The sequence below is a fragment of the Pelomonas sp. Root1237 genome, assembly GCF_001425055.1.
Taxonomy (GTDB): Bacteria; Pseudomonadota; Gammaproteobacteria; order Burkholderiales; family Burkholderiaceae_C; genus Pelomonas.
The window spans coordinates 459,091-484,492 of the sequence record NZ_LMDK01000017.1 but is presented as its reverse complement, the minus strand read 5'-3'; the positions used below and the strand labels follow the sequence as shown (position 1 = coordinate 484,492).

The following is a 25,402-nucleotide window of genomic DNA, read 5'->3' as shown; positions in this document are numbered from 1 at the left end:
CCTCGCAGCCCATGAATGGCATGCCCCGCCGGCACGCTGCTTGCCAGTCCTCCACCGTGAAGATGCAGCGCTATGCCAACCGCGAGGGTGACTCGGGCGTCGTGGCCTTTGCCACTGGCCCGGCGGGCATTGCCGTGCAGTTCACTAACGGCTCGATCTATGTCTACGACGTGGAGCACCCGGGGCGCGAGGTCGTGTCGGACATGAAGCGGCTGGCCCTTGCCGGCCGCGGGCTGTCGACCTACATCAGCCAGCACGTGCGCGACAACTACGCCAAGAAGCTGCGCTGAGCCGGGTTCAGCGGCGCATCACGACCAGCAGCCCATCGACGGCTTCGTCGCTTTCCTTGCGGATGGCGCAACGTGTCGATGATTCGACGGTGAAGCCATGGGCGGCAGCCAGGCGCTGCAGATAGGGCAGCGAATGGGCGTAGCGCCGCTTGGTGCCGAGGGCGAAGTCACCGCTTTCGCAAGCCTCGACCGAAAAGGCGAACAACCCGCCCGCGCGCAGCGCGGCCGCGGTGGCGGCGAACACGGCTTCCAGGTCGCCGATGTAGACGAACACGTCGGCGGCAATGGCGATGTCGAAGCGCTGCGGCGGCCCCTGCAACGCCGCGACGATGTCGCCCTGCACCAGTTCGTCATACAGGCCCAGCTCGCGCGCCTTGGCCAGCATCAGGCCGGACAGGTCCACGCCGGTCAGCCTTCGGCTCACCGGGCGCAGCAGCGGCCCGCACAGGCCGGTGCCGCAGCCGAGGTCGATGACCTCGCCATCGCTGGGTGGATCGGCGCGCTGCAGTTCCGCGACCAGCAACTCGGGTGTGCGGTAGCCCAGCGTCTTGACGAGGTGGTCGTCGAAGTTGTGGGCATACATGTCGAACAGAGCCTCGACGTAGCCGGCAGGCGCCGTGGGCGGCGCGGGTTCGATGCCCAGAGCGGCCAGGGCATAGCGGATCTGGTCGACGTCCTTGCCCAGGGGCAGGGCCTGCTGGAAGGCTTCGATGGCTTGCGAGCGGCGGTGCAGGGTCAACAGGCATTCGGCGCGGCCGATCAGCGCCTCAGGGTAGCTGGGCTGCAGGGCCAGGGCGGCGTCGAAGCTGGCCAGCGCGTCGACGGGCCGCTCCAGCGCGCGCAGGCTGGTGCCGCGGTTGCGCAGCGCCTTGGCGTCTTCAGGACGCACCGCCAGTGCGCGCTCGAAGGCCTGCACGGCCTCCTGGTGGCGGCCCAGGCTGCCCAGGGTGTTGCCCAGGTTGTTCAGCGCCGGCGCGCTGCCGGGGCGCTGGGCCAGGGCGCGGTGCAGCAGGTCCAGCGCCTCGTCGAAGCGGTCGGTCTGGCCGCAAATGACGCCCAGCAAGTGCAGCGCGTCGAAATGCCTCGGTGCCGTGCGCAGCACGCGGCGGTACAGCAGCTCGGCCTCGGTGAGCCGGCCTTGCTGGTGCAGGGCCAGGCCTTTGTCGAAATCGCTGGGCATCAGTCATCCCACAAGCTGCTGACGAGGGTGAGGCCCACAGCGAACAGATCCACCGCCAGACCTGCGCCGGTGAGCCTGGCGTCGGCCGGCCAGACGTCGAGGCGTTCCGTGCGCGAGCGCTCGCGCGCCATCGCGACAAGGGCGTCTGCCACAGCGGTTGCGGGCGCAGCATGAGCGGATGGCGCCTTGGCGTAGTTCTGCAACGCCTTCTCCACGGCCTCCGGGTCCAGCAGCGACAGCGCCGAGCGGCAGTGCGAACAACTGTCTTCCTTGCGCAGGTCCACCGGCGCGCCGCAGTTGCTGCAATTGATGACGCCAACCTTTTTGGCGATGTCGGCGATCTCGGGCTTGGTGAGCTGGCGCACGAAGCCCTTCTCGATCATGAAGGACGAGAAGCTGCTGAAGCGCCCGTGCCGGTTCTCGCAGCGGTGGGTGATGAAGCGGCCGCTGCGCACGACGTCGAAGCCTTGTGCGAGGCCGCCGCGGCATTGCGGGCAGCGCAGCCGGCCGGCGAGCGGCGCATGCAGCGCGTCGCGGTGCCGATGCATCTCCTTGAACATCGTGGCCACCGCGGCGGGCGCCAGCTTGAGGTTCTCCATGCTGTCGAACCAGATGCCCTGGCAGCCGAAGCAGAAGTCGATCTCCACCCGGCTGTCGTACTGGCCGGGCAGCTCATGCACCTGCATGGCGTCGTTGCAGGAGGGGCAGGGGCGGGATGAGGGCGTAGGCATCGTTGAAGCGAGTGGGATTGCCGCTGGCGCATTTTGGTGCCTGAGCTGGCGTCACTGACGCGGCCGCAGCGTGACTTGCAACCGAGGGATGTCGCCGTCTCGCTCGAACTGCTGCAATGCGCGCCTTTTGCTAGCCTCCCGGCCGACATCCATGTCCCAGCTTCGTCCGATCCGTCTCAGCGTCCTGCCGGCCGCGTTGTCCCTCACCCTGTTCGCGGGCGCCTGCGGCGCTGCGCCCATCCTCGAGGTCAATCCCGGCCTGTGGACGTCCGAAAGCGAGATCTGGATCAACGGCCAGTCCATCAAGCCCGGGGTGCAGGCGCTGCGGGCCAAGCTGCGCGGTCGCCTGACCGATGCGCAGAAGGCGGAGATGGACCGCCAGCAGGCCGCCGAGAAGCAGGCCTGCCTGAGTCCGCAGCAAGCGAAGATCGACCTGGCCGCCTATCTGGAGTCGGCCCTCAGCGGCAGCGGTCCCTGGAAATGCGAGCTGAGCGCCACCAAGATGAACACCAGCGAGGCGACGGGCAAATACGTCTGCCGCACCGGCGGCGGCGGGCTGACGCAGGGCAGCTTCGCGGCCACCTATGGCCCGAGCAGCTACCGCATCGAACTCAAGGGTCGGGGTAATGCGGTCGATGGCCGCAACGGCAATGCGGTGGGCACCGAGGAGGTGGACCAGCGCATGCTGTCCACCGGCCGCTGGCTGGGCTCGTCCTGCTGACGAGTCTCAGCCATCCAGCCTTTGTTGGAACACCAGCCCCGCGTGCTCGCGCAGCGCGTGGAACTTGATCTTGGGCCAGTTGCTCTCGATGGCGCGCAGCTCGGGCGCGTACTCCACCAGCACCGTGGGCGCGTCGACCGCGTCATAGGCCATGCGGTGATCGTTGGCGTCGATGAAGCGCTTCAGCTCCGCCGGGTCGTCGCAGGTCACCCAGCGTGCCACCTGGAAGCGGCTTGGCATGATGCGGGCCTTGCAGCCGTATTCATGCTCCAGCCGGTGCGCGACGACTTCGAACTGCAGCTGGCCGACGGCGCCGAGCAACAGCACGCTGCCGGCAATGGGGCGAAACACCTGGATGGCGCCCTCTTCGCCGAGCTGGGTCAGGCCGGCGCGCAACTGCTTGGTCTTCAATGGGTCAGCCACTTCGACGGCGCGGAACATTTCCGGCGCGAAGAAGGGCAGGCCGGTGTACTGCAGCGCCTCGCCTTCGGTGATGGTGTCGCCCAGCTGCAGCACGCCGTGGTTGGGGATGCCGATGATGTCGCCCGCAAAGGCCTCGTCCAGCAGCTCGCGGCGCTGCGACAGGAAGCTCACCACCGTGTTGGGCCGCAGCTCCTTGCCGGAGCGCACGACCTTCAGGCGCATGCCGCGCTCGAAGTGACCCGAGGCCACGCGCAGGAAGGCGATGCGGTCGCGGTGGGCCGGGTCCATATTGGCCTGGATCTTGAACACCACGCCGGTGAACTTGGGCTCATCGGGCTGCACCGTGCGCTGCATGGCGACGCGCGAGTCCGGTGCGGGGGCCAGCTCGACGAGGGCGTCCAGCACCTCCTGCACGCCGAAGTTGTTGACGGCCGAGCCGAAGAACATCGGCGTCTGCTTGCCGGTCAGGAACTCCTCGCGGTTGAACGCAGGGGCCGCCTCGCGCACCAGTTCGATCTCGCCTTTGGCCTGGTCGTACTGCATGCCGAAGCGCTCGGCATAGGCGGGGTTGTCCAGGCCTTCCAGCACTTCCTCGGTGCCGGCGGCGCGGTCCTCGCCGGGAGCGAACACGCGCATGCGTTGCTGGCGCAGGTCCATCACGCCGTGGAACTGCTTGCCCATGCCGACCGGCCAGGTGAACGGCACGACCGTCATGCCCAGTTCGGCCTCGATCTCGTCCATCAGCGCCAGCGGGTCTTTTACCTCGCGGTCCATCTTGTTGACGAAGGTCAGGATGGGCGTGTTGCGGGCGCGGCAGACCTGCAGCAGGCGGCGGGTCTGCGGCTCCACACCGTTGGCCGCGTCGATGACCATCAGCGCCGCGTCCACGGCGGTCAGCACGCGGTAGGTGTCTTCAGAAAAGTCCTGGTGGCCGGGGGTGTCCAGCAGGTTGATGACGCAGTCGCGGTACTCCATCTGCATGACGGACGACGCCACCGAGATGCCGCGCTGCTTTTCGATCTCCATCCAGTCCGACGTCGCATGCCGCGTGGCCTTGCGCGCCTTCACCGAGCCGGCGATCTGGATCGCGCCGGAGAACAGCAGCAGCTTCTCCGTCAGCGTGGTCTTGCCGGCGTCGGGGTGGCTGATGATGGCGAAGGTGCGGCGGCGGCGGACTTCCGTCTCGATGCGGCTGGCGGTGGTTTCGGACATGGAGTTCTGGAAGCAGGCTAGCCCGGGATTATCCGTGGGCCTCTTGCTTGAGACCCTCCCCAGCTACATGCCCTTGAACCGCCCCCGGTGCGCACGGCTCACAGGCAGCGCCTGGGCCAGCCCGCGCAGGTGCACCCACAGCTCGCCGTCGTCGCGCCGCTCGATGCGCTCGATGGCCCGCGCGTTGACCACCGAACCGCGGTGGATCTGCCAGAAAAGTTGCGGGTCCAGCTCCTTTTGCAGCTCGCCCAGCGAGGTGCGCAGCAGCAGCTGTTCACCGCCCTGGCTCAGCGCCCGCGTGTGGCGCAGCTCCGAGCGCAGCGCGGCGAGGTGGTCCACGTCCAGCAGCTTCATCGTGTTGCCGGTCCAGGCCTGCAGGAAGCGCAGATCCGACCGCTGGGGTTGAGCCGCCTGCAGTCGCTGTACCGTGGCCGCCAGCCGGGCGGGCGTGACAGGCTTGTGCAGGTAATCCACCGCCGCGCGCTCGAAGGCAGCCAGCGCGTGCTCGGCATGCGCCGTGACGAAGACCAGGCGGGTGGCCGGCGGCGCGAGCTGGGCCAGGCCGAGGCCGTCGATGCCGGGCATGCGGATGTCGAGGAAGGCGATGTCGGGGCGCAGCTCGTCCAGCAGCCGGCGCGCCTCGGTGCCGTTGCGGGCCTGGGCGACGATCTCCAGCTCGGGCCAGGCCTCTCCCAGCAGTTGCTGCAGCTCTTCAAGCAGCTGGGGTTCGTCGTCGGCGATCAGCGCAGTCGTCATGGCATCGGCAGGATGAGCGTGGCCTCGGTCAGGCCGTCAGCGTTGGTGGCGAGGCTCAGGCCGGCGCGGTCGCCGTGCAGGGCTTGCAGGCGCTGGCGCAGGTTGACCAGGGCCAGGCCGTGGCCTGCGGTCGCGTCTGCCGTCAGCGCGCAACCGTTGTTGATGACCTTGAGCCGCAACTGCCCGTCGGCCCGTTCGGCTTGCAACAGCACCTGCCCGCCGCTCTCGCTGGGCTCGATACCGTGCTGGATGGCGTTCTCCACCAGCGGCTGCAGCATCAGCGGTGGCAGGGGCAGGTCGTGCAGCTCGGGGTCGACCTCGACGCGGTAGCTCAGCCGCTCGCCCAGCCGCAGTGCCATGATGGCCAGGTAGTGCTCGACGATCTGGCACTCCTGGCCCAGCGTCGAGTCCTCGGCCTGGCGCACCCGCTCCAGCGTGGTCTCCAGCAGGCCGCTGACGGCGTCCAGCAGGGGCAGCGCGCGCTCCGAGCCCTGGCGCACGAAGCTGCGCAGCGTGGCCAGCGTGTTGAACAGGAAATGCGGCTCGATCTGCGCCTGCAGCATCTGCAGCTCGGCGCGCAGCCGGGCGCGCTCCTGTTCCACGCGCTGCACGGCGCGTTGGCGGCGCAGGCCTTGCAGCAGCGGCAGGCCCAGCAGCAGGGCGCAGAAGCTGAAGTGCAACCAGGCACGGGTGATGCGGTCATTGCCGCTCAGCAGCTCGCGCGTCAGGCCCTGCTCGGCGGACCAACCGGACATCGCGCCCAGCAGCAGGGCCAGGAACAGCAGGCCAGGCAAGGCGCCGTGGTGCTCGGGCCGCATCCGCCGGGCAACCAGGCCGCACAGGCCATCGGTGATGGCGTGGCCCAGCCACAAGCCCAGGGACAGCGCCCAGGCGCCGTGATCGCGCAACCAGGGCGCCGCCAGTGCAAACAGCGCGACGCCGGCCAGCAGCGGGCCGGGCCGTTGCCAGCCCAGCCTTTCCTCTCTCAGGGCCTGGGCCAGCTCGCCGCCCAGCGTGCGCGCGGTGCGGTTCAAGGCGGGGTCAGGTTGCCGGCCTGGCGCGGCAACACCTGGATGGGGCCCTGGCCGGTCGTCGGCGTGCTGGCGGGCACGACGTCCAGCTGGAACTGCGTGGCCTGCAACTGGCCGGTGCCTTCCAGCAGGAAGCCGAAGCTCAGCGTCGTTGCGTCGGCGGGAATGTCCAGTACGACCTGCGCGGTCTGCCAGCCGAAGCTGCCGCGCAGCGGCCGGTCGTTCATGTTGTCGAACGCGGTGCCGGGCCGCTGGCCGCTGTCGGCGCGCATCCACAGGCCGGCCCACGCAGCGATCTGGTCGCCGTGGACCTGGGCGGTCAGGCGCACACGCTTGCCGGCATAGTCGGCGCTGCCGATCTGCTGCATCAGTGTCGAGAAGCCCTCGGTGTCTGGCTTGCACTCGATGTTGAAGACCTTGGCGCTAGGCGCGCCGTTGGCCGGCACCACCGAGCCTTCGCAGGTCTTGGCGCTGCCGGTCTGCAGCCAACCCGAAGGCAGGCCTGTGGGCTTGGCAAGGGCCGTGGCGAGCACGCCCACCCCGATGGCGGCGACGATGGCTGAGGCTTTCATCAATCAATCTCCCGTGACGGACACGAATCGGTCCGCACGCAGACTAGGTGGGTGAGGCCCGACTCGCCGGGCAACGGGGCGAACGGTCGCCGGGCGCGCGGCAAGGCGTCAAAAGTCGACATCAACGGATACCGCTCGTCCGGAAAACATGGAGCGCGGATTGCCGCTGAATTATCGTGGGCGGGTTTTGCAAGACGAGAGCACGATGGATAAACAGGTTGACATGAAGCGGGTGCAGGAGCTGGTGGCCGACCTGCGCGAGCCCAACCAGGCGCATTACTTCGCCGACCTGCTGCTTTGCGCCGCCGTGGGGTGGGTGGCCTTGGTCGTCGCCGTGCTGCCGGGGGCGCCGCTGCTGCGCACGCTCGCCTTCGTCGCGGCGGTGCTGCTGCTCTACCGCACGCTGGCCTTCATCCACGAGATCTTCCACCAGCAGGGCATGAAGGCTTTTCGCCTGACCTGGCATGCGGTCTCCGGCGTGCCGCTGCTCATCCCCTTCATGCTCTATCTGCCCATCCACCAGGGCCACCACAACAAGGCGACCTATGGCACCCGTGAGGACGGCGAGTACGACCAGTTCCAGGGTCGCGCCGGCCTGGCCAGCGCCAAGCTGTTTGCGCTGAACTTCGCGCTGCCGCTGGCGCTGTGGGTGCGCTTCGCCGTCCTGACGCCGTTGGCCGCCGTGCTGCCGCCCATCCGCGAAAAGATGATCCCGGAGTTCGTCCACATGGCCCTGCGTATGCCGTTTCGTGCGCCGGCCATCAAGGAAAGCGCCCGCGCCGAGGCGATGGCGGTCGAGTGGTGGTGCTGCGCCTGGGGCTGGGCGCTGGTGGCCATCGGCGTCTTTGCGGGCTGGGTGTGGGTGGCGGCCTGGGCGCTGCTCGTCGTGCTGATTGCGACGCTGAACACCATCCGCGCGATGGGCGGCACGCATCTCTACGTCGAGGAGCTTGAAGGCCGCGATGCGCGCGGCCAGTTGCTGGACTCGCTGAACGTCGACTCCAACGGCCCGATCTCGGTGCTGCTCTGCCCCGTGGGCCTGCGCTTCCACGCGCTGCACCACGTGGCGCCCTACCTGCCCTATCACGCGCTGCCGACGGCCAACCGCCGGCTGATGGAGCAGCTGCCGGCCGACTCTGAATACCACCAGGTGAGGGTGGGCTCCGTCGCCGAGGGCATCGGCCGACTGCGGCAGGCGACGCGGGCGGTCAGGCCTGCGGCAGGAAAGGTTTGACGACGCCGATCAGGCGCTCCACGTAGGCTTCCTTCTCGCCGACCGGCGCTGCGTAATGCAACGCGCTGCGCGCGGCGTCCAGCCCGGCGCGCGAGGCCATGACCCACGCGGCCAGGTATTGCGAGGCCAGGCAGCCGCCGGCCGTGGCGATGGGGCCGCGGGCATGAAAGGGCTCCTCGACGACGCGCACGCCGGCCTCGATGACCCAGGGCTTGGTGGTCGAGTCGGTGCAGGCGGGCATGTCCGCCAGCAGCCCGAGGCGGGCCATCAGCAGCGTGCCCGAGCACTGGCCGCCGATGAGCTGGCGCACCGGGTCGAGCTGCAGCCGGTCCAGCAGCGCGCTGTCGTTGGCGATGGCGCGGGTGTGGATGCCGCTGCCGAACAGCACGACGTCGGCCTCGTTGGCGAACTCCAGCGGCTGCTGGGCCGTGACGACCACGCCGTTCATCGACGTCACCTGCGCGCTCGGGCTGGTGATGGCGGCCGACCAGCCCTGGGCATAGAGTCGGTTGATCAGGCCCAGCGCGATGAAGCTGTCGAGCTCGTTGAAGCCGTCGAATGTGAGGACGGCGACTTTCATCACTCCTCCAGCAGGCTCCGGAGCATCCATGCGGTTTGCTCGTGCACTGTCAGTCGCTGCGTCAGCAGGTCGGCGCTCGGCTCATCACTGGCCTTGTCGACCAGCGGGAACAGCGCGCGCGCCGTGCGGGCGACGGCCTCGTGGCCCTGCATCAGCACCTCGACCATCTTCATCGCCTTGGGCGGCGTGGCGGGCGCGTCGGGCAGGCCGCTGAGCTTGGCGAACTGGGCATAGCTGCCGGGCGCCGGGAAGCCCAGGGAGCGGATGCGCTCGGCGATGGGGTCGACCGCATTCCACAGCTCGGTGTACTGGGCCATGAACATCGCATGCAGGCTGTTGAACATCGGGCCCGTGACGTTCCAGTGGAAGTTGTGCGTCGTCAGGTAGAGCGTGTAGGTCTCGGCCAGCAGCTTGGACAGGCCGGCGGCAACCGCGGCGCGGTCTTTCTCGCTGATGCCGATGCTGATGGACGGGGCGGCGGACTTCTTGGCCATGCGGGGGGGCTCCAAAACGGTACGGGGTGAGCCTAACGGATTCGGCCCACCCCGGGGTCAACGGGGTCGTGACGTCAGCTTGCGGGCCGAGCGCAGGGCCGCTCCCAAGCCGGCCCGCCTTGGGCGATGTGCTTGCGGCTCGATGCCGCGAGCATCGCCGTCCCCGCGGGGGACCGGTCAGCCACGCTCGCGTTCAGCGATGCGGGGCTGGACGAGGGGCTCACTGGATGTCAAAGCGGTCCAGTTCCATGACCTTGGTCCAGGCGGCGACAAAGTCCTTGACGAACCTGGCCCTGCCGTCGGCGCTGGCATAGACCTCGGCATAGGCGCGCAGCACGGAGTTGCTGCCGAAGATGAGGTCGGCGCGCGTGCCGGTGTACTTGACGGCACCGCTCTTGCGGTCGCGGCCTTCGAAGATCTCGGCGCTGGCGTCCGTCGGCTTCCAGACCGTGCCCATGTCGAGCAGGTTGACGAAGAAGTCGTTGCTCAGCGTGCCGGGCTTGTCGGTCAGCACACCATGCCTGCCGCCGTCGGCATTGCTACCGAGCACGCGCAGGCCCCCAACCAGCGCGGTCAGCTCGGGCGCGGTCAGCGTCAGCAGCTGGGCGCGGTCGATCAGCAGGGCCTCGGTGGACGCACCCAGATTGCCCTTGCTGTAGTTGCGGAAGCCGTCGGCCAGGGGTTCGAGCACGGCGAAGGATTCGACATCGGTCTGGGCCTGGGTGGCATCAACGCGGCCGGGCGTGAAGGGCACCTCCACCGTCACACCGGCGGCCTGGGCGGCCTGCTCGATGCCGACGACGCCGGCCAGCACGATGACGTCGGCGAGGGACGCCTTGCCGGAGGCCCGCTGGATCTCCATCAGCTTGGGCAGGGCCTGGATGGCCGGCTTGTTGACGGCCCAATCCGTCTGCGGTGCCAGCGCCAGGCGGGCGCCATTGGCACCGCCGCGCTTGTCGCCGCCGCGGAAGGTGGAGGCCGAGGCCCAGGCCACGGAGACGAGGTCACCGACGGACAGGCCCGAGGCGGCGATCCTGGCCTTCAGGTCGGCGATGTCGCCGGGGGTGGGGTGATGGCTGGGCGCGGGCAGCGGGTCCTGCCAGATCAGGTCTTCCTTGGGCACCTCGGGGCCGAGGTAGCGCGCCTTGGGGCCCATGTCGCGGTGGGTCAGCTTGAACCAGGCGCGGGCGAAGGCGTTGGCAAAGGCCTGCGGGTCGTCGCGGAAGCGCTGGGAGATCTTGCCGAACTCGGGGTCGAAGCGCAGCGTCAGGTCGGTCGTCAGCATGGTGGGCTTGTGGAACTTGCCCGGGACGTGAGCGTCGGGGATGTCCTCGGGCGCGTTCTTGGCCACCCATTGCTTGGCGCCGGCCGGCGAGGTGGTGGCCTCCCATTCGAACTTGAACAGGTTGTCGAAGAAGTGGTTGCTCCACTGCGCGGGGGTCTGGGTCCAGGTGACTTCCAGGCCGCTGGAGATGGTGTCCTTGCCATGGCCGCCGCCGAAGCCGCTGGTCCAGCCCAGGCCCTGGGACTCGATGCCGGCACCCTCGGGCTCAAGGCCCTTGTGGTGCTCGGGTGCCGCGCCATGGGCCTTGCCGAAGGTGTGGCCGCCGGCGATCAGCGCGACGGTCTCCTCGTCGTCCATGGCCATGCGGCCGAAGGTGGCGCGGATGTCCTTGGCCGCGGCCAGGTAGTCGCCGCTGGCGTTGGGCCCCTCGGGGTTCACATAGATCAGGCCCATGTGGGTCGCGCCGACGCTGGCGACGAGGTTGCGGTCGCCCTCGAAGCGCTTGTCATCGGCCAGCCACTTGGTCTCGGCGCCCCAGGCCACGTCCATGTCGGGTTCCCAGACGTCCTCGCGGCCACCGGCGAAGCCCAGCGTGCGAAAGCCCATGGACTCCAGCGCCACATTGCCGGCCAGGATGAAGAGGTCGGCCCAGGAGATGGCCTGGCCGTACTTCTGCTTGATGGGCCAGAGCAGGCGGCGGCTCTTGTCGATGTTGACGTTGTCGGGCCAGGAGTTCAGCGGCGCGAAGCGCTGCTGGCCGCGCCCGCCGCCGCCGCGGCCGTCGGTCGTGCGGTAGGTGCCGGCCGCGTGCCAGGCCATGCGGATCATCTGCGGGCCGTAGTGGCCGAAGTCGGCCGGCCACCAGTCCTGGCTGTCGGTCATCAGCTTGACGAGGTCGGCCTTGAGCGCCGGGTAGTCGAGCTTGGCGAAGGCCTCGGCGTAGTTGAACCCGTCGCCGAGCGGGTCGGACTTGCTCGAATGCTGGTTCAGCAGGTTGACGCGCAGCTGGTTGGGCCACCAGTCCCGGTTCGTCGTGCCGCTGCCGGCGGCGTGGTGGAAGGGGCACTTGCCTTCGCTCTTGGAGGTCGGGTCGCTCATGTCTGCTCCTGGTGTCTGGGGGGAGACCGAAGCTTAATGATGACTATTGAGTTTTGGATTTGAATAGAACTAATCTACCAATAGCCAAAATCATCATCAAGCGCCGCGCGGGCGGCGCCCGATGTTGCACCGTCTCGCCCTAAACGCCCAGCCGCGCCAGCTCGCTCTCCACCAGCGCCAGCCACACGCGCAGGCGCTGGCGCTCCAGCAGGCCCAGCTTGGCGCCCTCGCCGCTGGACGCGGTTCGGGCCGACCAGAAGCTCGCGTCCGCCGCGTCGATCTTGCGCAGCACGGCGTCCTGCAGATGCTTGAGCGGCATGGTGCGGGCGCCCAGCCCTTCAGCGCGGGCGAGCTGGCCGGAGCGCTCCAGCTGCGAGAAGTCGTCGCCGCGCAGCTGGTTGAGCACCAGCACATAGCGCAGCCGGTCGCCGAAGCGGTCGAGCAGACGGGCCAGCAGGTCCACCGAGTCGCGCCCGGCGTCCATCACATGCCAATAGTGCACAGCCACGCCGGCCTCGGCCGCCAGCTCCAGCACACCGGACTCATCCATCCAGCGCGCCAGCGGCTCGTGCGTCTGCGCGGCCAGGTCCACCAGCACGCGCCGGCCCGGCTCGGCCAGGGCGCTCTCGACGATGGCGTCCAGCGCCGCGAAGTTGTCCACCAGCGCCGGTGAGGCGTAGTCGGCATAAAAGCGCAGCAGCGCGCCGTGGGAGCGGTCGGTGTCGAAGCCGGTGAAGGGGATGCCGCGGTCGATCATGTATTGCGCCAGCAGGCGCGACAGCAGCGACTTGCCGACGCCGCCCTTTTCACCGCCAACGAAATGGATGGCGCCAGCCGTGGTGTCAGCGGGAGGGGTGCTCATGGTGAAGGCGGATGTGAAGATGATGCGCAGTAGAACATTGTGCGGCGCAGCATGGCTGTATCAGGCCGTCACTGCGACAGCCGGGTGACCCCGTCCAGCTGGCAGGCGTAGATGGCATTGCGCAGCGCCGCAATGGCCTCGTAGCGCGTGAAGCTGCGCCGCCAGGCGAGCACGACGCGGCGCGTCGGAATGGGCTCACTGAAGGGCACGAAGCGCAGGTGCCGGCTCGGCTCGCGCGGCACGCTGAGTGCGGGCACGACGGTCACGCCCATGCCCGAGGCGACCATGTGCTTGATCGTCTCCAGCGACGAGCCCTCGAAGCTTCGCCGTATGCCCTCGGCATCGCTGGAGAAGCGCGCGAACTCCGGGCAGACTTCCAACACATGGTCGCGAAAGCAGTGGCCGGTGCCCAGCAGCAGCATGGTCTCGCGCTTGAGTTCCTCGGCGCTGATGGTCTCGCGCGTGGCCAGCGGGTGCACGGCCGGCAGCGCGACGACAAAGGGCTCGTCGTAGAGCTGGGCAGTGGCGAGGCCCGCCTCGGGGAAGGGCTCGGCCATGATGGCGCAGTCCAGCTCGCCGGTGCGCAGCATCTCCAGCAGCTTCACCGTGAAGTTCTCCTGCAGCATCAGTGGCATCTGTGGGTAGAGCTCGATGGTGTGCTTGACCAGCTCGGGCAGCAGATAGGGGCCGATGGTGTAGATGATCCCGAGGCGCAGTGCACCGGCCAGCGGGTCCTTGCCGCGCTTGGCGATCTCCTTGATGGCGCCGGCCTGGTCCAGCACCGACTGCGCCTGGCGCACGATCTCGTCGCCCAGCAGCGTGACCGACACCTCGTTGCCGCCGCGCTCGAAGATCTTCAGGTCCAGCTCTTCTTCCAGCTTCTTGATGGCCACCGACAGCGTCGGCTGCGACACGTGGCAGGCCTCGGCCGCGCGGCCGAAATGCCGCTCGCGGGCGACGGCGACGATGTAGCGCAACTCTGTGAGGGTCATACAGGCCTTGCCCCGGCAGCTGACCGCTCGCCATTGCTCGAAATGCTTGTCACATCAAAACCTCATGTCTTTGTCGGCGCTCACCACTCCGATCCGAAGCGCTGCATGGCCGCTGGTCTGGCGCTTCGAGCCGCTGGGGGTGTTGCTCCGCCTCGTGGGCACAAGCCCACATTCGTCGTCGCGCCTACCCAGCGGCCCGCCTCGCCAGTCCCTCGGCCATGCTCAGCCACCGGAGCAAGGCCCGAACGCTACACTGCGGCCGCCTCGGGGGTGGCCCCAGGGTTTTCACTGAGAGGTGGCCATGATTGATCGCAAGCCCATGACCCTGCCGCGCCTGGCGCAGATGCATGCCAGCGGCGAGAAGATCGCCATGCTGACCTGCTACGACGCGGCCTTCGCCAGCCTGCTCGATGAAGCCGGTGTCGACATCCTGCTGATCGGCGATTCCCTGGGCAACGTGCTGCAGGGCCGCGGCTCGACGGCGCCGGTCAGCCTGGAGGACATGGTCTATCACACGTTCTGCGTGTCGCGCGGCCACAAGTGGGCCTGGATCATTGCCGACCTGCCTTTCGACAGCTATCACGTCAGCAAGGAAGAGGCCTGGAAAAGCGCTGCGGCCTTGGTGAAAGCCGGTGCCCATATGGTCAAGCTCGAGGGCGGCGGCTGGACGGCCGAGACCGTGCGCTTCATCAGCGAGCGCGGCATCCCGGTCTGCGCTCACCTGGGCTTCACGCCGCAGACGGTGAACGCTTTAGGCGGCTTCAAGGTCCAGGGCCGCGACGAGGCCGGCGCGGCGCGCATGAAGCGCGAGTCGCGGGAACTGGTGGACGCGGGCGCGGCCATGCTGCTGTACGAGATGGTGCCGGCCGCTCTGGCCGCCGAGATCACCGCCGAGTCCCCGGTGCCCGTCATCGGCATCGGCGCCGGCGTTGGCACCTCGGGGCAGGTGCTGGTGCTGCACGACATGCTCAACATCACGCCGGGCAGGAAGCCGCGCTTCGTCAAGGACTTCATGGCCGGCAAGGACTCGGTGCTGGCCGCCGTGAAAGGCTATGTGGACGAGGTGAAGGCCAGGACCTTCCCGGTGAACGAGATTCACGGGTTCTGACGATGCAAGTCATCCGCACCATCGCCGAACTGCGCGACGCCCTCGCCATCCACCGCCAGCGGGGCTTCGTGCCGACGATGGGCAACCTGCACGACGGCCACTTGCAGCTCGTCAGACAGGCGCGCGAGCTGGTCGGCCCGGCGGGCGCCGTCGTCGCCAGCATCTTCGTCAACCGGCTGCAGTTCGCGCCACACGAGGATTTCGACACTTACCCGCGCACGCTGGAGCGCGACTGCCAGCTGCTCGAAGGTGCCGGCTGCGACATCGTCTTCGCGCCGAGCGAGAAGGAGCTCTATCCCGAGCCGCAGGGCTACAAGGTGAGCCCGCCGACCGAGCTGGCCGACATCCTCGAAGGCCATTTCCGCCCCGGCTTCTTCACGGGGGTTTGCACCGTCGTGCACAAGCTCTTCAACATCGTGCAGCCGACGCTGGCGGTGTTCGGCAAGAAGGACTACCAGCAGCTGATGGTGCTGCGCCGCATGACGGCGCAGATGGCCCTGCCCATCGAGATCCACGGTGGCGAGACGCGCCGCAGCGAGCAAGGCCTGGCGCTGTCTTCGCGCAACGGCTACCTGAGCGAGGCCGAGAAGACCGAGGCGCTGCGGCTGTCCCGAACGCTGAAAGAGCTGATCGCCCGCTGGCACGCCGGAGAGCGCGACTTGGACGGGATGGAAGCCCAGGCGCTGCAGTCGCTGCGCGATGCGGGCTGGGCGCCAGACTATCTGACGCTGCGCCGGCAGCACGATCTTGGGGCAGCGGTGGAAGGTCAGCCGCTGGTCGCGTTAGGAGCTGCGAAACTAGGCAGCACCCGTTTGATCGATAACCTTGAAACTTGAAATGACAAAGATTCGACTGCGCCGCCGCCCGCTGCTGGCCCTGGCCGCCGCTTCCCTTGTGCTGACCTTGGCCGCCTGCGGTGGTGGTGGTGGCAGCAGTGGTGACCCTGTCACCCCGCCCCCGCCCCCGGCGCCGGTCACCCTGACCGTCACGCACAAGGTCAAGATCACGACCTCCATGGGCGACATCGAGCTGGGCCTGGACCACAACCACGCGCCCATCAGCGTGGACAACTTCCTGAAGTATGTGAACGACGGCTTCTACAAGGGCACGGTCTTCCACCGCGTCATCAGGGATTTCGTCATCCAGGGCGGCGGTGTCACGCGCGGGCCGGACGGCCTGCGGGACAAGACGCCGACCTACGCGGCCATCAAGCTGGAAAGCCAGAACGGCCTGTCCAACCTGCGCGGCACGCTGGCCATGGCCCGCACCTCGGTGCCCGACAGCGCCACCAGCCAGTTCTACATCAACACCGTGGACAACACGAGCCTGAACTACGCCAGTGCCGCCAACCCTGGCTATGCCGTGTTCGGCCAGGTGACGGCGGGCATGGACATCGTGGACAAGATCCGTGCGGTCAACACCAATGCCTCGGACGTGCCGCTCGTCGACATCACCATCACCGATGCCAAGGTGATTCCGTAACAAGCTGCGTCCGCTGTCGTCCAGACGGCGGGCCGCTTCGTTAGGCAGGCCCCTTCACCTCGCGGGTGTCCTGCCATGTTCAAACGTCTCGCCACCTTGTTGCTGGTCACCGGCTCGGCCACCCTGTTCAGCGCCTGCGGCGGCGGTGTCGAGATCGAAGTGGGCGGCGGAGGCGGAGGCGGAGGGGGCGGCACCCAATACCCGCGCCCCAATCCCAACCCGAATCCGCCCACGCAGTCATGCAGCCCCGCAGGCCTGGCCGCGTCCGCCGCGAGCCAATGGGGCACGGTCTGCATGCTGACGAGCAGCGGCGAGATCGTCGTTGAGCTCTACGACACCTACGCGCCGCTGACGGTGGCCAACTTCTACAAATACGTCTCGGCGGGCTTCTACACGAGCACGCTGATCCACCGCGTCGACCGCGACTTCGTCGTCCAAGGCGGTGGCTACACAAGCGGCATGGTCACCAAGACGCCGCTGTATGCGCCGATCAAGCTGGAAAGCAACAACGACCTGTCCAACCTGCGCGGCACCATCGCCATGGCCCGCCGCAGCGATGCGGACTCGGCGACCAGCCAGTTCTTCTTCAACGTGAAGGACAACACCAGCCTGGATTACCAGAGCGCTGCCAACCCGGGCTATGCCGTCTTCGGCCGCATCATTTCCGGCCTCAATACGCTGGACGCGATCAACGTCGTGCCGACCTACACCTACAGCTCGACCGACATCGAGCCGCGCACCGAGGTGCTGGTCTACTGGGCCCAAAGGTTGAAGTAAGGTCTGAAGTAGGCCCGTCCGTCCTGGCGGCTCGCCATTCGTCAGCGCGGCTTGCCGTTCGTCATCGGGCCCGGGCAGCCCGGCCTGGACATGGCCAACATGCCTCCATCACAACCTTGATGGAGAAGACGCCATGACCCGCAAGACCTCGTGGATCGGCCTGTTCGGCGCCGCCGTGGGCATCGCCACCGCCCTTTGGGTGAGCAACACCCAGGCCGCGACGACCGAATTCCGTGACTTGCGCGTGGACCTGGTCGGTCAGGGCCGGCCGGTCGTCATGATCCCTGGCCTGAACAGCGCGGCCAGCACCTGGACGGAGACCTGCGCTGCCCTGCAGCCCGGCGTGCAATGCCACATCGTGCAGCTGCCCGGCTTTGCCGGCGCGCCTGCGGTGGTGACGGACAACTTCCTGGCCGGCATGCGCGACCGCCTGTTGGCCTACCTGGACGACCGCAAGCTCGACCGACCTGTCGTGATGGGCCACAGCCTGGGCGGCGTGCTGGCCCTGCAGATGGCGGCCGAGAAGCCCGGCCGCATCGAGCGCCTCGTTATCGTCGACTCCCTGCCCTTCCTGGCTGGCCTGCGCGGCATGACGCCCGAAGCTGCGCGCGGCGTGGCGGCTGGCATGCGCCAGCAGATGCTGGCCGGCACCAAGGAGCAATGGGAGGCCGGCACCCGCCAGGGCGCCGGTGGCATGAGCCGGAACCCGGCCAACGCCGAGCGCATCGTCGGTTGGGGCCTGGCCAGCGACCGTGCGACAACGGCTCAGGCCATGTCCGAACTGTGGGGCGAGGACTTGCGTCCGCTGCTGCCCAGGATCACTGCACCGACGCTGGTGCTCGGCGCCTGGGCGGCCTACGAGCCCATGGGCTCGACGCTGGAGAGCACGAAGAAGATCTTCGAGGCGCAGTACGCCGGCCTGAACGGCGCCAAGGTGTCCATGAGCCAGCGCGGCTATCACTTCCTCATGTGGGACGATGCCGACTGGCTGGTTGGCGAGGTCAAGGGCTTCCTGGCCGCCGGCAAGTAAATCGAGAGGGCTGAGGGGCATGGACACGCGCAAGCGGATGGGGGTGCAGGCGCTGCTGTGGGGCGGCTATGTGGCCGTCTCGCTGGCGATGGTGTCGAGCTTCCAGCCGCTCAACGCCTCCTTCGTCTTTGTGATGGGCTGCGTCGGTGGCGGCTTGTGGGCGGCCAGCGAGGGCTTGCGCGCCCTGGCCCTGCGCCGCGCCTGGCTGGACCGTTCACCACCCGCCCTGCTGCTGCGCCTGGCCCTGTTGCCGCCGCTGTTCGCCCTGGCAGTGCAGGTCGTGCTCTTCGCCATCAACTGGGCCGGGATCTCGCTCGGCCTGCTGCACTTCCCACCCAATGTGCCGCAAGGCTGGCTGGTGCTGCTGAGCTACACGGTCAACACCACCATCATGCTGTGGCTGTGGATGGCCGTCTGGATGGGCCTGCAGATGCTGCACCGCTGGCGTGTCGGCGAGGTCGCCAAATGGCAGGCCGAGGCCGCCGCGCGCGAGTTGGAGCTGCAGGTGCTGCGCGCCCAGATCAATCCCCACTTTCTGTTCAACGCGCTGAACAACCTGCGTGCCCTCATCAACGAGGACCCGACTCGTGCCCGCGAGATGCTGAGCCGCCTGTCCAACACGCTGCGCCACACGCTGCAGCACAGCGCCAAGGAACGCGTGCCGCTGGCCGACGAGCTGGCCGTCGTGCGTGACTACATCGCGCTGGAGCAGTTGCACCATGAGGAGAGGCTGCGCGTGGACTGGCAGGTCGACCCGGCCACGGCGGGCGCCAGCGTGCCGCCCATGCTGCTGCAGTTGCTGGTGGAGAACGCGATCAAGCATGGCATCGCGCGCACGGCCGGTGGTGGTGTCGTGGACATCCGTATCGGGCGTGACGGCGGCAAGCTGAACATTGCCGTCGACAACCCAGGCCAATGGAAGCCGGGGTCGACGGACAGCACCGGCCTGGGCCTGGCCAACCTGCGCGAGCGCCTCGCGCGCGCTGGCGGCGACGGCGCGGGCTGCCGCATCGCGGCGGCCGACGGCCGCGTCAACGTCACCGTGGAACTGAACGCATGAGGATCTACATCGTCGAGGACTCACGCCTGGCGCGCCAGGAGCTGCGCACGCTGCTGGCCGCCATCCCCGATGCCGACATCGTCGGCGAGGCCGCCGAGCTGGCGCCGGCGCGCGAGGCCATCGACACGCTGCAACCGGAGCTGCTGCTGCTCGACGTGGAACTGCCCGGCGCCACCGGCTTCGACCTGCTCGACCAACTCGAACACATGCCGCTCGTCGTCTTCACGACGGCCTATGACCAGCATGCGCTGGCCGCCTTCGAGCGCAATGCACTGGACTATTTGCTCAAGCCCATCGCCGCTGACCGTCTGGAGGCGGCGCTTGCCAAGGCCCGCGATCGCCTGCGTCCCGCGCCCGTCGCGGCACCGGCGACAACGCTCAAGGGCGTCGACGACATGGTCTTCCTGCGCGATGGCGAGCGCTGCTGGTTCGTGCGCCTGGGCGAAGTGGCCGGCTTCGAGGCCTGCGGCAACTACGCCCAGGCCTGGTTCGACGGTCAGCGCCCTCTGATCAACCGCACTCTCACCAGCCTGGAGGAAAAACTCGACCCTCAGCTCTTCTTCCGCGCCAGCCGCAGTCATCTGATCAACCTGCGCTGGATCCAGGGCATCCAGCCCTGGAGCAACGACGGCTATCGCGTCCTGCTCCGCGATGGGCATCAGGTTGAGGTGTCGAGGCGGCAGGCCAGGCTGCTGCGCGAGAGGCTGGAGCTGTAGCGGCTGTCAGCGCACGGCCTGTCCCAGGCGTTGCGCAGTTCGTCGCATGCCGCGGTCACCTGCGGCGGACATTGGCGACGATCCGCCTTCCTCAACACCTGACCCCACAACTCGAATGAACCGTCTCACAAGCTCTCTCCTCGCCCTGGCTTGCGCCGCCCTGCTCAGTGCCTGCGTCTTCGCACCGCCGGCCGGCTCATCCAATGCGTTTGATGCCGACGCCATGGCCAAGAACACCGAACGCGCCGTGGCTGCCTGTGGCGCCGGCAACGTGAAGGAAGTCAACGCGAAGAGCTTCGTCTGTAAGTAAGGCCTCCCACCTTCTCAGGCCTTCAGAAACTCCGCCTTTGTTCCGAGCCAGCGCGCGACCTGACGTCGCGCCGCCTCGGGATGCTCATCCAGCAGCCTGGGCGCCAACGCGCGCGCGGCGACCAGCAGGGGTGCGTCCTCCTGCAGATCGGCAAAGCGCAACAGCTCAGCGCCGCTCTGGCGCGAGCCCATGAACTCGCCCGGGCCGCGGATGTCCAGGTCGCGCCGCGCGATCTCGAAGCCGTCGGTCGTCTCCGCCATGGCCTTGAGCCGTGACTTGCCCGTGTCGGACAGCGGCGGGCTGTAGATCAGCACGCACACGCTCGCCTTGGCGCCACGGCCCACGCGGCCGCGCAGCTGGTGCAGCTGCGCCAGGCCGAAGCGCTCGGCGTGCTCGATGACCATCAGGCTGGCATTGGGCACGTCCACGCCGACCTCGATGACGGTGGTGGCCACCAGCACGCGCATCGCACCCTCGGAGAACTGCGCCATGACGGCCGCCTTCTCGCCCGCGGCCATGCGGCCGTGCAGCAGGCCCACGCTGCAGCCCGGCAGCTCCCCGCTCAGCTCGGCGTGGGTCTCGGTGGCGTTGCGCAGGTCCACCGCCTCGCTCTCCTCCACCAGCGGGCAGACCCAGTACACCTGGGCCCCGTCCGCCACCGCCATGCGGATCTTGTCGACCACGTCGTGGCGCTTGGACTCGGTGAACAACTTGGTCACGATGGGGCTGCGGCCGGGCGGCAGCTCGTCGATGGTGGAAACATCGAGGTCGGCGAAATAGGTCATCGCCAGAGTGCGGGGGATCGGTGTCGCGCTCATCATGAGCAGGTGGGGCTCCAGGTCCATCGCCTTGAGCTTGTTGCGCAAGGCCAGCCGCTGCGCCACGCCAAAGCGATGCTGCTCGTCAATGATGGCCAGGCCCAGCCGGGCGAACTTCACCTTGTCCTCGATGACGGCATGCGTGCCGATGACGAGCTGGGCCTCGCCCGAGCCGGCGGCATCGAGCATCTTCTGCCGCGCCTTGCCCTTCACGCTGCCGGTGATCCACGCGACCTTCAGGCCCAGCGGCTCCAGCCACTGCACCAGCTTGCGGAAATGCTGCTCGGCCAGGATCTCGGTGGGTGCCATCAGCGCGCACTGCCAGCCCGCGTCGATGGCCACGGCCGCGGCCAAGGCGGCGACGACGGTCTTGCCTGAACCGACGTCGCCTTGTAGCAGCCGGTGCGTCGGCTGTGGCCGGGCCAGGTCCTGCGCAATCTCCTCGGACACGCGCTGCTGAGCGCCGGTCAGTTGGAAGGGCAGGGCCGCGAGCAGCTTCTCGTGCAGGCCACCAGGGTGGGCGCGCAGGGCCGGCGCAGCGAGCAGCGCGCGCTCGCGCTGCGCCTGCAGCTGAGACAACTGCTGGGCCAGCAGCTCCTCGAACTTGAGCCGCTGCCAGGCCGGGTGGCTGTGGTCTTCCAGCGCAGCCAGTGAGGCGCTGGGTGGCGGGTGGTGCAGGTAGTGCAGTGCGTCCTTCAAGCCCGGCAGCCCCTGCGGCACCACGCCGGCCGGCAGCAGCTCGCGCAGGTCCGCACGCGCCAGGCCCGAGGCCACGGCCTTGCGCAAATAGGCCTGCGGCAGTTGCGCCGAAGCCGGATAGACAGGGGTCAATGATTGGGCCAGCGGCGTGTCCTCGTCGACGACCTTGACGACGGGGTGCACCATTTCGCGGCCGAAGAAGCCGACGCGTGCCTCGCCGCGCACGCGCAGCCGGGTGGCCGCCGACATCTGCTTTTGCTGCGAGGGGTAGAAGTGCAGGAAGCGCAGCAGCAGCGTGCCGGAGTCGTCCTTCACGCGCACCAGCAGCTGGCGGCGGCTGCGCAGCTCCACCTGGCAGTCGACGACGACGCCCTCCACCTGCGCCGGCTCGTTCTCGCGCAGCGCGGCAATGGGGATCAGCTGGGTCTCGTCCTCATAGCGCATCGGCAGGTGAAGAGCCAGGTCGATGTCGCGCAGCAGGCCGAGCTTTTCCATCGCTTTCTGCGGTGCGGACTTGGCTGGCTCGGGCATGCCGGCATTTTGCGTTCGTAAAGCAGCGCGCCGACCGCCCGGCGTCGGGAGCCTCGAACCCCTCATTCGAGCGGACGAAGCCAACGCCATGCCCTCCTTTTGCATCACAATCCGGCCCGACAAAAACAGCCCGGATCGGGGCCAGGGAGGGTCTGCAATGCAGAAGTTGACGCTGCGCGTGCGCGCTTTGGGAATGGGAATGCTGGCTGCCGCCGTGCTCACGGCCTGCGGTGGTGGCGGTGGCGACAGCACGCCTCCCCCGCCGCCGGCACCCACCGTCATTCCGGAAAACCTGGCCATCACCGCCCCGGCCACGTCCGATTCGGCCACTGCCGTGGCGTTCGGCAATTCGGCCGGTACGCTCACCGGCCTCAAGTTCCAGTGGGACTTCGGCGACGGCAGCACCAGCACGGATGCCGCACCCAGCCACAGCTTTGCCAGCGGTGGCGAGTTCGATGTGGTGCTCAAGGTCACCAACGAGGCCGGCAGCAGCCGCGAGACGCGCACCAAGGTCGCGATCACCAACATCGCCAACGTGCGCGGACTCGAGTGCACCGGCGCATCGAACACCGGCTGGTGCTGGCAAAACCCCCGACCGACGGGCAATCACGTCAACACCGTCTATTTCCTGAACGCCACCACCGGCTGGCGTGGTGGCGAGAGCGGTGAAATCTTCAAGACGACCGATGGCGGTGGCACCTGGGTTCGCCAGAATTCGGGCGTCAACGCGGCCATCTACGGCATCAAGTTCTTCGATGCCCAGACGGGTTGGGCCACGGGTGCCTTCGGCGCACTGCTGCGCACGACCGACGGCGGCAACACCTGGACGGTGTCCAAGTTTGGAGACCCTTCGTACTACCTGAGCAGCGCTGACCTGGGTGTCATCACCGCCGTCGACGCCAAGACGGTCTATATCGGTCGGCCTGGTATCAGCAACGGCGGCACGGGGCTGTTCTTCACCAGCACGGACGGAGGTCTCACCTGGAAGACCATCACTTCGACGCCTTACCAGATCACGTCAAGCGGCAAGTTCTGGCTCATCCAGAACAACAGCGTCCGCGTGTCCACGGACGGTGGCCAGGCCTACACCAGCTCACTCGATCTCAAGCTCCCGCCGACGTCTTACTACTTCGAGGCTGCCACCATGCTGGCGCAGGATGACCAACATCTCGCGGCCTACACGCGGACGTCCAGCTACGACTACACGACGTACCGGTACGTCTATGCCGAGACCGTGTACACGACGGTGGATGGTGGCGCCAACTGGTCCAAGGTGGACCTGCCGAGCGGGACGACGGTGGGCATCCAGCGCCTGTATCAGGTCTCGGTCGACGCCAAGACGCTGGTGGCGAGCGGCAACAACGGCCTGATCCGCAGCACCGACGGCGGCATGACCTGGACCACGCTGGCCGGACCTCCGGCCGAGCCCTATTACTACTCCTTCTCCTACATTCCGATCGGCGGCAGCGACATCATCGCCAGCAACTACTCGACCCTGTGGTTGAGCCGTGATGCGGGCCAGACCTGGGCCAAGATCAGCATGCCGGGTGGCGTGAACTCCTTTTCCTATTCGAGTGACAGCTTCCGGCGCGTCGACACCAGCAGCCTGCTCGCCTCGGACGGCCAGGGCGCGATGTACCTGAGCAAGGACAACGGCCAGAACTGGACCAAGGTCTTCACGGCTGTCGACAGCGGCGGCTACTACGGCCAGATGGCTGTGGTGGGGTTCGGCGATGCCAAGAACGGCTTCATGACCGACGCCACCAACAAGTCCTACGCCACCAAGGACGGCGGCATCACCTGGGAAGTCAAGAGCGTCGGCTTCAACGGGGCACGCTCCGTTCAGTTCGTCAACAAGCAGACGGGCTGGTTGGTTGGCAACGATGGTCGACTCTACAAGTCGACCGACCTTGGCCAGAGCTGGACGAATGTGCCGACGGCGTCGGGTGTGAGCTTGACCGGTGCCTACTTCCAGACCGAGACGCTGGGCTGGTCGCAGCGCAATTCGGGGGCCCAGTTCGCCTACACGCGTGATGGCGGCAAGACCTGGACCGAAATGACACTGCCCAATGGCGTGATGTCTGTGCGCCTTGGCGAGCAGTCCTGGGTGGCCGTGGGCAACATGGGGGGCGTCTATGTCTCCACGGACTCTGGCGCGACCTGGAATGCTGCGTACACCGGCACCACCTCCACCCTCTATTCGCTGGCGTTCACTGACGCTAAGACGGTATGGGCCGTGGGTTCCGAAGGCACGCTGCTCAAGTCCGAAGATGCGGGAGCCAAATGGACCCTGGTCAAGCTGCCCAGCAGCAATGGCCTGCTGCGCGACATCAAGTTTGCCAATGCCAAGGTGGGCTGGATCGTCGGAGACGGCGGACTGATCCTGGCCACGCAGGACGGCGGCAAGACCTGGCGGCAACAGCCCAGCGGCACCAACCTGGCGCTGAGCTCCATTCAGGTGGTTGATGCCAATACGGCCTGGATCACGGGTGCCAATGGCCTCGTGCTGGCCACCGGCAACGGCGGCAACTGACGCCGCCGGCAGCGCTGCTTCAGCGGAAGTAGCGCTGCCTCAACCGCTCATAGCGGCCGTCGCGCTTCATCGTGTCCAGCGCCGCCTGCAGGCGCTTCACCAAGGCCGGGTCGGCCTCCGGTCGCAGGCCGTACCAGTAGGCGCGGGCGACATCCAACTCCATGACCGGCTGCAGCGTGGCGTAGGCCAGCTTGTGCTGGCGCATGGCCCAGGCGGCGGCCCAGTCCAGCAGCACGACGAACTCCATGCGGCTGGCCAACAGCTTGCGCACATTGGTGGCATCGTCCAGCCCGTGCTCGAGCTCAATGCCCGGCCTGAGGCCGGCCGCCTGCAGCAGGCGATCGGCCGCCGAGTCGCGCACGACACCGATGCGGCGCTCGCCCAGTTCACTGAGCTGGGGCAGGCTGAGGTCGCCGCGCTTGGTGAGCCGGTAGATCAGCACGCGCCGCGGCGCGATCGGCCCGACCCACTGGAACTGTGACTCGCGCTCGGGCGTGCGCGTCAGCGAGAACAGCACGCTGGCGGGCTGGGTCTCGGCCATCTGCACGGCGCGCTGCCAAGGCAGCACCTGCAGTTCCAGTGGCAGGCCGACGGCGGCCGCCATCTTGCGCAGCAACTCGACGCTGAAGCCTCGAACGTCGGCGCCGTCCTGGTAATTCAGCGGCGCCAGGTTTTCGGTGAAGCCCACCAGCGCGCGCTCGGCCGGCGCCGCGACCGCCACGGCGGGCAGGCCGAAGACAGCGGGCAGGGCGAGACAGGTACGGCGCTTCACGGGGCCGCGAGTCTAGGGTGACAACGCTGACGTCCGTATGACCAAGCGGCCGGCGGTGTGGAATAAGACGCGGTCGGCCCGATGGGACAATGCGTCCTCCCCTTG

The 25,402-nt window shown here is 67.9% G+C and carries 25 protein-coding genes; 12 read left to right on the top strand and 13 right to left on the bottom strand.

Annotation, left to right across the window (positions count from 1 at the left end):
- Nucleotides 1-62: 62 nt before the first annotated feature.
- Entirely contained in the window at nucleotides 63-290 is a 228-nt protein-coding gene (locus ASC91_RS20150) for a hypothetical protein (RefSeq protein WP_056201345.1), read from the top strand.
- Nucleotides 291-297: 7 nt separating this feature from the next.
- On the opposite strand, the gene ASC91_RS20145 is transcribed toward ASC91_RS20150, so the two are convergent.
- Together ASC91_RS20145 and ASC91_RS20140 are read right to left on the bottom strand one after the other, a co-directional pair.
- Nucleotides 298-1,470: a tetratricopeptide repeat protein gene (locus ASC91_RS20145; protein ID WP_056200879.1), complete on the bottom strand. Its 1,173-nt coding sequence runs from the start codon at nucleotides 1,468-1,470 to the stop codon at nucleotides 298-300.
- A complete protein-coding gene (locus tag ASC91_RS20140) occupies nucleotides 1,470-2,201 on the bottom strand; it encodes a zf-TFIIB domain-containing protein (protein ID WP_082532843.1) in 732 nt (243 codons plus the stop codon). Before ASC91_RS20140 ends, ASC91_RS20145 begins: the two co-directional genes overlap by 1 nt.
- Nucleotides 2,202-2,352: 151 nt before the next feature.
- On the opposite strand from ASC91_RS20140, the gene ASC91_RS20135 reads away from it, so the two are divergent.
- A complete protein-coding gene (locus ASC91_RS20135; RefSeq protein WP_056200874.1) occupies nucleotides 2,353-2,922 on the top strand; it encodes a DUF3617 family protein in 570 nt (189 codons plus the stop codon).
- 6 nt (nucleotides 2,923-2,928) lie between these two features.
- Here ASC91_RS20135 and ASC91_RS20130 read toward each other — a convergent pair whose 3' ends face one another.
- The 4 genes from ASC91_RS20130 to ASC91_RS20115 all read right to left on the bottom strand — a co-directional run bounded on the left by ASC91_RS20130 (nucleotide 2,929) and on the right by ASC91_RS20115 (nucleotide 6,916).
- Nucleotides 2,929-4,557, bottom strand: a complete 1,629-nt coding sequence (locus ASC91_RS20130; RefSeq protein WP_056200871.1) for a peptide chain release factor 3 — start codon at nucleotides 4,555-4,557, stop codon at nucleotides 2,929-2,931.
- 63 nt (nucleotides 4,558-4,620) lie between these two features.
- Nucleotides 4,621-5,313, bottom strand: a complete 693-nt coding sequence (locus ASC91_RS20125; RefSeq protein WP_056200869.1) for a LytTR family DNA-binding domain-containing protein — start codon at nucleotides 5,311-5,313, stop codon at nucleotides 4,621-4,623.
- Nucleotides 5,310-6,347 carry a sensor histidine kinase gene (locus ASC91_RS20120; RefSeq protein WP_056200865.1) on the bottom strand — a complete coding sequence of 346 codons (1,038 nt, stop codon included), beginning with the start codon at nucleotides 6,345-6,347 and terminating at the stop codon, nucleotides 5,310-5,312. Before ASC91_RS20120 ends, ASC91_RS20125 begins: the two co-directional genes overlap by 4 nt.
- Entirely contained in the window at nucleotides 6,344-6,916 is a 573-nt protein-coding gene (locus ASC91_RS20115; RefSeq protein WP_056200862.1) for a hypothetical protein, read from the bottom strand. The genes ASC91_RS20120 and ASC91_RS20115 overlap by 4 nt, the downstream gene beginning before the upstream one ends.
- Before the next feature lie 205 nt (nucleotides 6,917-7,121).
- Here ASC91_RS20115 and ASC91_RS20110 point away from each other — a divergent pair, with 205 nt between their 5' ends.
- Nucleotides 7,122-8,150 (top strand): fatty acid desaturase, encoded by a 1,029-nt coding sequence (locus ASC91_RS20110; RefSeq protein ID WP_162247827.1) that lies wholly within the window; start codon nucleotides 7,122-7,124, stop codon nucleotides 8,148-8,150.
- Here ASC91_RS20110 and ASC91_RS20105 read toward each other — a convergent pair.
- From ASC91_RS20105 to ASC91_RS20085, 5 genes are all read right to left on the bottom strand, one after another.
- On the bottom strand, nucleotides 8,125-8,730 hold the full coding sequence (locus ASC91_RS20105) for a DJ-1/PfpI family protein (RefSeq protein ID WP_056200856.1): 606 nt from the start codon (nucleotides 8,728-8,730) through the stop codon (nucleotides 8,125-8,127). The genes ASC91_RS20110 and ASC91_RS20105 overlap by 26 nt on opposite strands.
- Nucleotides 8,730-9,224 carry a Dps family protein gene (locus tag ASC91_RS20100; RefSeq protein ID WP_056200854.1) on the bottom strand — a complete coding sequence of 165 codons (495 nt, stop codon included), beginning with the start codon at nucleotides 9,222-9,224 and terminating at the stop codon, nucleotides 8,730-8,732. Before ASC91_RS20100 ends, ASC91_RS20105 begins: the two co-directional genes overlap by 1 nt.
- Before the next feature lie 220 nt (nucleotides 9,225-9,444).
- Nucleotides 9,445-11,607: a catalase/peroxidase HPI gene (gene katG / locus ASC91_RS20095; protein ID WP_056200851.1), complete on the bottom strand. Its 2,163-nt coding sequence runs from the start codon at nucleotides 11,605-11,607 to the stop codon at nucleotides 9,445-9,447.
- A gap of 139 nt (nucleotides 11,608-11,746) precedes the next feature.
- The gene (locus ASC91_RS20090; RefSeq protein ID WP_056200848.1) at nucleotides 11,747-12,469 is read right to left on the bottom strand and encodes a hypothetical protein; all 723 of its coding nucleotides are present in this window, start codon (nucleotides 12,467-12,469) and stop codon (nucleotides 11,747-11,749) included.
- 68 nt (nucleotides 12,470-12,537) lie between these two features.
- A complete protein-coding gene (locus ASC91_RS20085) occupies nucleotides 12,538-13,461 on the bottom strand; it encodes a hydrogen peroxide-inducible genes activator (protein WP_056200845.1) in 924 nt (307 codons plus the stop codon).
- A 301-nt stretch (nucleotides 13,462-13,762) separates the two neighbouring features.
- On the opposite strand from ASC91_RS20085, the gene panB reads away from it, so the two are divergent.
- From panB to ASC91_RS20045, 8 genes are all read left to right on the top strand, one after another.
- On the top strand, nucleotides 13,763-14,569 hold the full coding sequence (gene panB, locus ASC91_RS20080; RefSeq protein ID WP_056200842.1) for a 3-methyl-2-oxobutanoate hydroxymethyltransferase: 807 nt from the start codon (nucleotides 13,763-13,765) through the stop codon (nucleotides 14,567-14,569).
- Nucleotides 14,570-14,571: 2 nt separating this feature from the next.
- Nucleotides 14,572-15,405 carry a pantoate--beta-alanine ligase gene (panC, locus tag ASC91_RS20075; RefSeq protein WP_056200839.1) on the top strand — a complete coding sequence of 278 codons (834 nt, stop codon included), beginning with the start codon at nucleotides 14,572-14,574 and terminating at the stop codon, nucleotides 15,403-15,405.
- A 1-nt stretch (nucleotide 15,406) separates the two neighbouring features.
- On the top strand, nucleotides 15,407-16,051 hold the full coding sequence (locus tag ASC91_RS20070; protein ID WP_082532840.1) for a peptidylprolyl isomerase: 645 nt from the start codon (nucleotides 15,407-15,409) through the stop codon (nucleotides 16,049-16,051).
- Nucleotides 16,052-16,126: 75 nt separating this feature from the next.
- Nucleotides 16,127-16,828: a peptidylprolyl isomerase gene (locus tag ASC91_RS20065; protein WP_056200835.1), complete on the top strand. Its 702-nt coding sequence runs from the start codon at nucleotides 16,127-16,129 to the stop codon at nucleotides 16,826-16,828.
- Between the two features lie 133 nt (nucleotides 16,829-16,961).
- Complete coding sequence (locus ASC91_RS20060) at nucleotides 16,962-17,858, top strand: alpha/beta fold hydrolase (protein ID WP_056200832.1); 897 nt, start codon at nucleotides 16,962-16,964, stop codon at nucleotides 17,856-17,858.
- A 19-nt stretch (nucleotides 17,859-17,877) separates the two neighbouring features.
- On the top strand, nucleotides 17,878-18,918 hold the full coding sequence (locus tag ASC91_RS20055) for a sensor histidine kinase (RefSeq protein WP_056200829.1): 1,041 nt from the start codon (nucleotides 17,878-17,880) through the stop codon (nucleotides 18,916-18,918).
- Nucleotides 18,915-19,634 carry a LytTR family DNA-binding domain-containing protein gene (locus ASC91_RS20050; protein ID WP_056200826.1) on the top strand — a complete coding sequence of 240 codons (720 nt, stop codon included), beginning with the start codon at nucleotides 18,915-18,917 and terminating at the stop codon, nucleotides 19,632-19,634. The genes ASC91_RS20055 and ASC91_RS20050 overlap by 4 nt, the downstream gene beginning before the upstream one ends.
- 115 nt (nucleotides 19,635-19,749) lie before the next feature.
- Complete coding sequence (locus ASC91_RS20045) at nucleotides 19,750-19,944, top strand: hypothetical protein (RefSeq protein WP_056200823.1); 195 nt, start codon at nucleotides 19,750-19,752, stop codon at nucleotides 19,942-19,944.
- Nucleotides 19,945-19,958: 14 nt separating this feature from the next.
- Here the strand turns inward: ASC91_RS20045 and recG are convergent, their stop codons facing one another.
- The gene (gene recG, locus ASC91_RS20040; RefSeq protein WP_056200820.1) at nucleotides 19,959-21,992 is read right to left on the bottom strand and encodes an ATP-dependent DNA helicase RecG; all 2,034 of its coding nucleotides are present in this window, start codon (nucleotides 21,990-21,992) and stop codon (nucleotides 19,959-19,961) included.
- A 157-nt stretch (nucleotides 21,993-22,149) separates the two neighbouring features.
- On the opposite strand from recG, the gene ASC91_RS20035 reads away from it, so the two are divergent.
- Nucleotides 22,150-24,525 (top strand): YCF48-related protein, encoded by a 2,376-nt coding sequence (locus tag ASC91_RS20035; protein WP_162247826.1) that lies wholly within the window; start codon nucleotides 22,150-22,152, stop codon nucleotides 24,523-24,525.
- A gap of 19 nt (nucleotides 24,526-24,544) precedes the next feature.
- On the opposite strand, the gene ASC91_RS20030 is transcribed toward ASC91_RS20035, so the two are convergent.
- Complete coding sequence (locus ASC91_RS20030) at nucleotides 24,545-25,297, bottom strand: ABC transporter substrate-binding protein (RefSeq protein ID WP_056200814.1); 753 nt, start codon at nucleotides 25,295-25,297, stop codon at nucleotides 24,545-24,547.
- Nucleotides 25,298-25,402 lie beyond the last annotated feature (105 nt).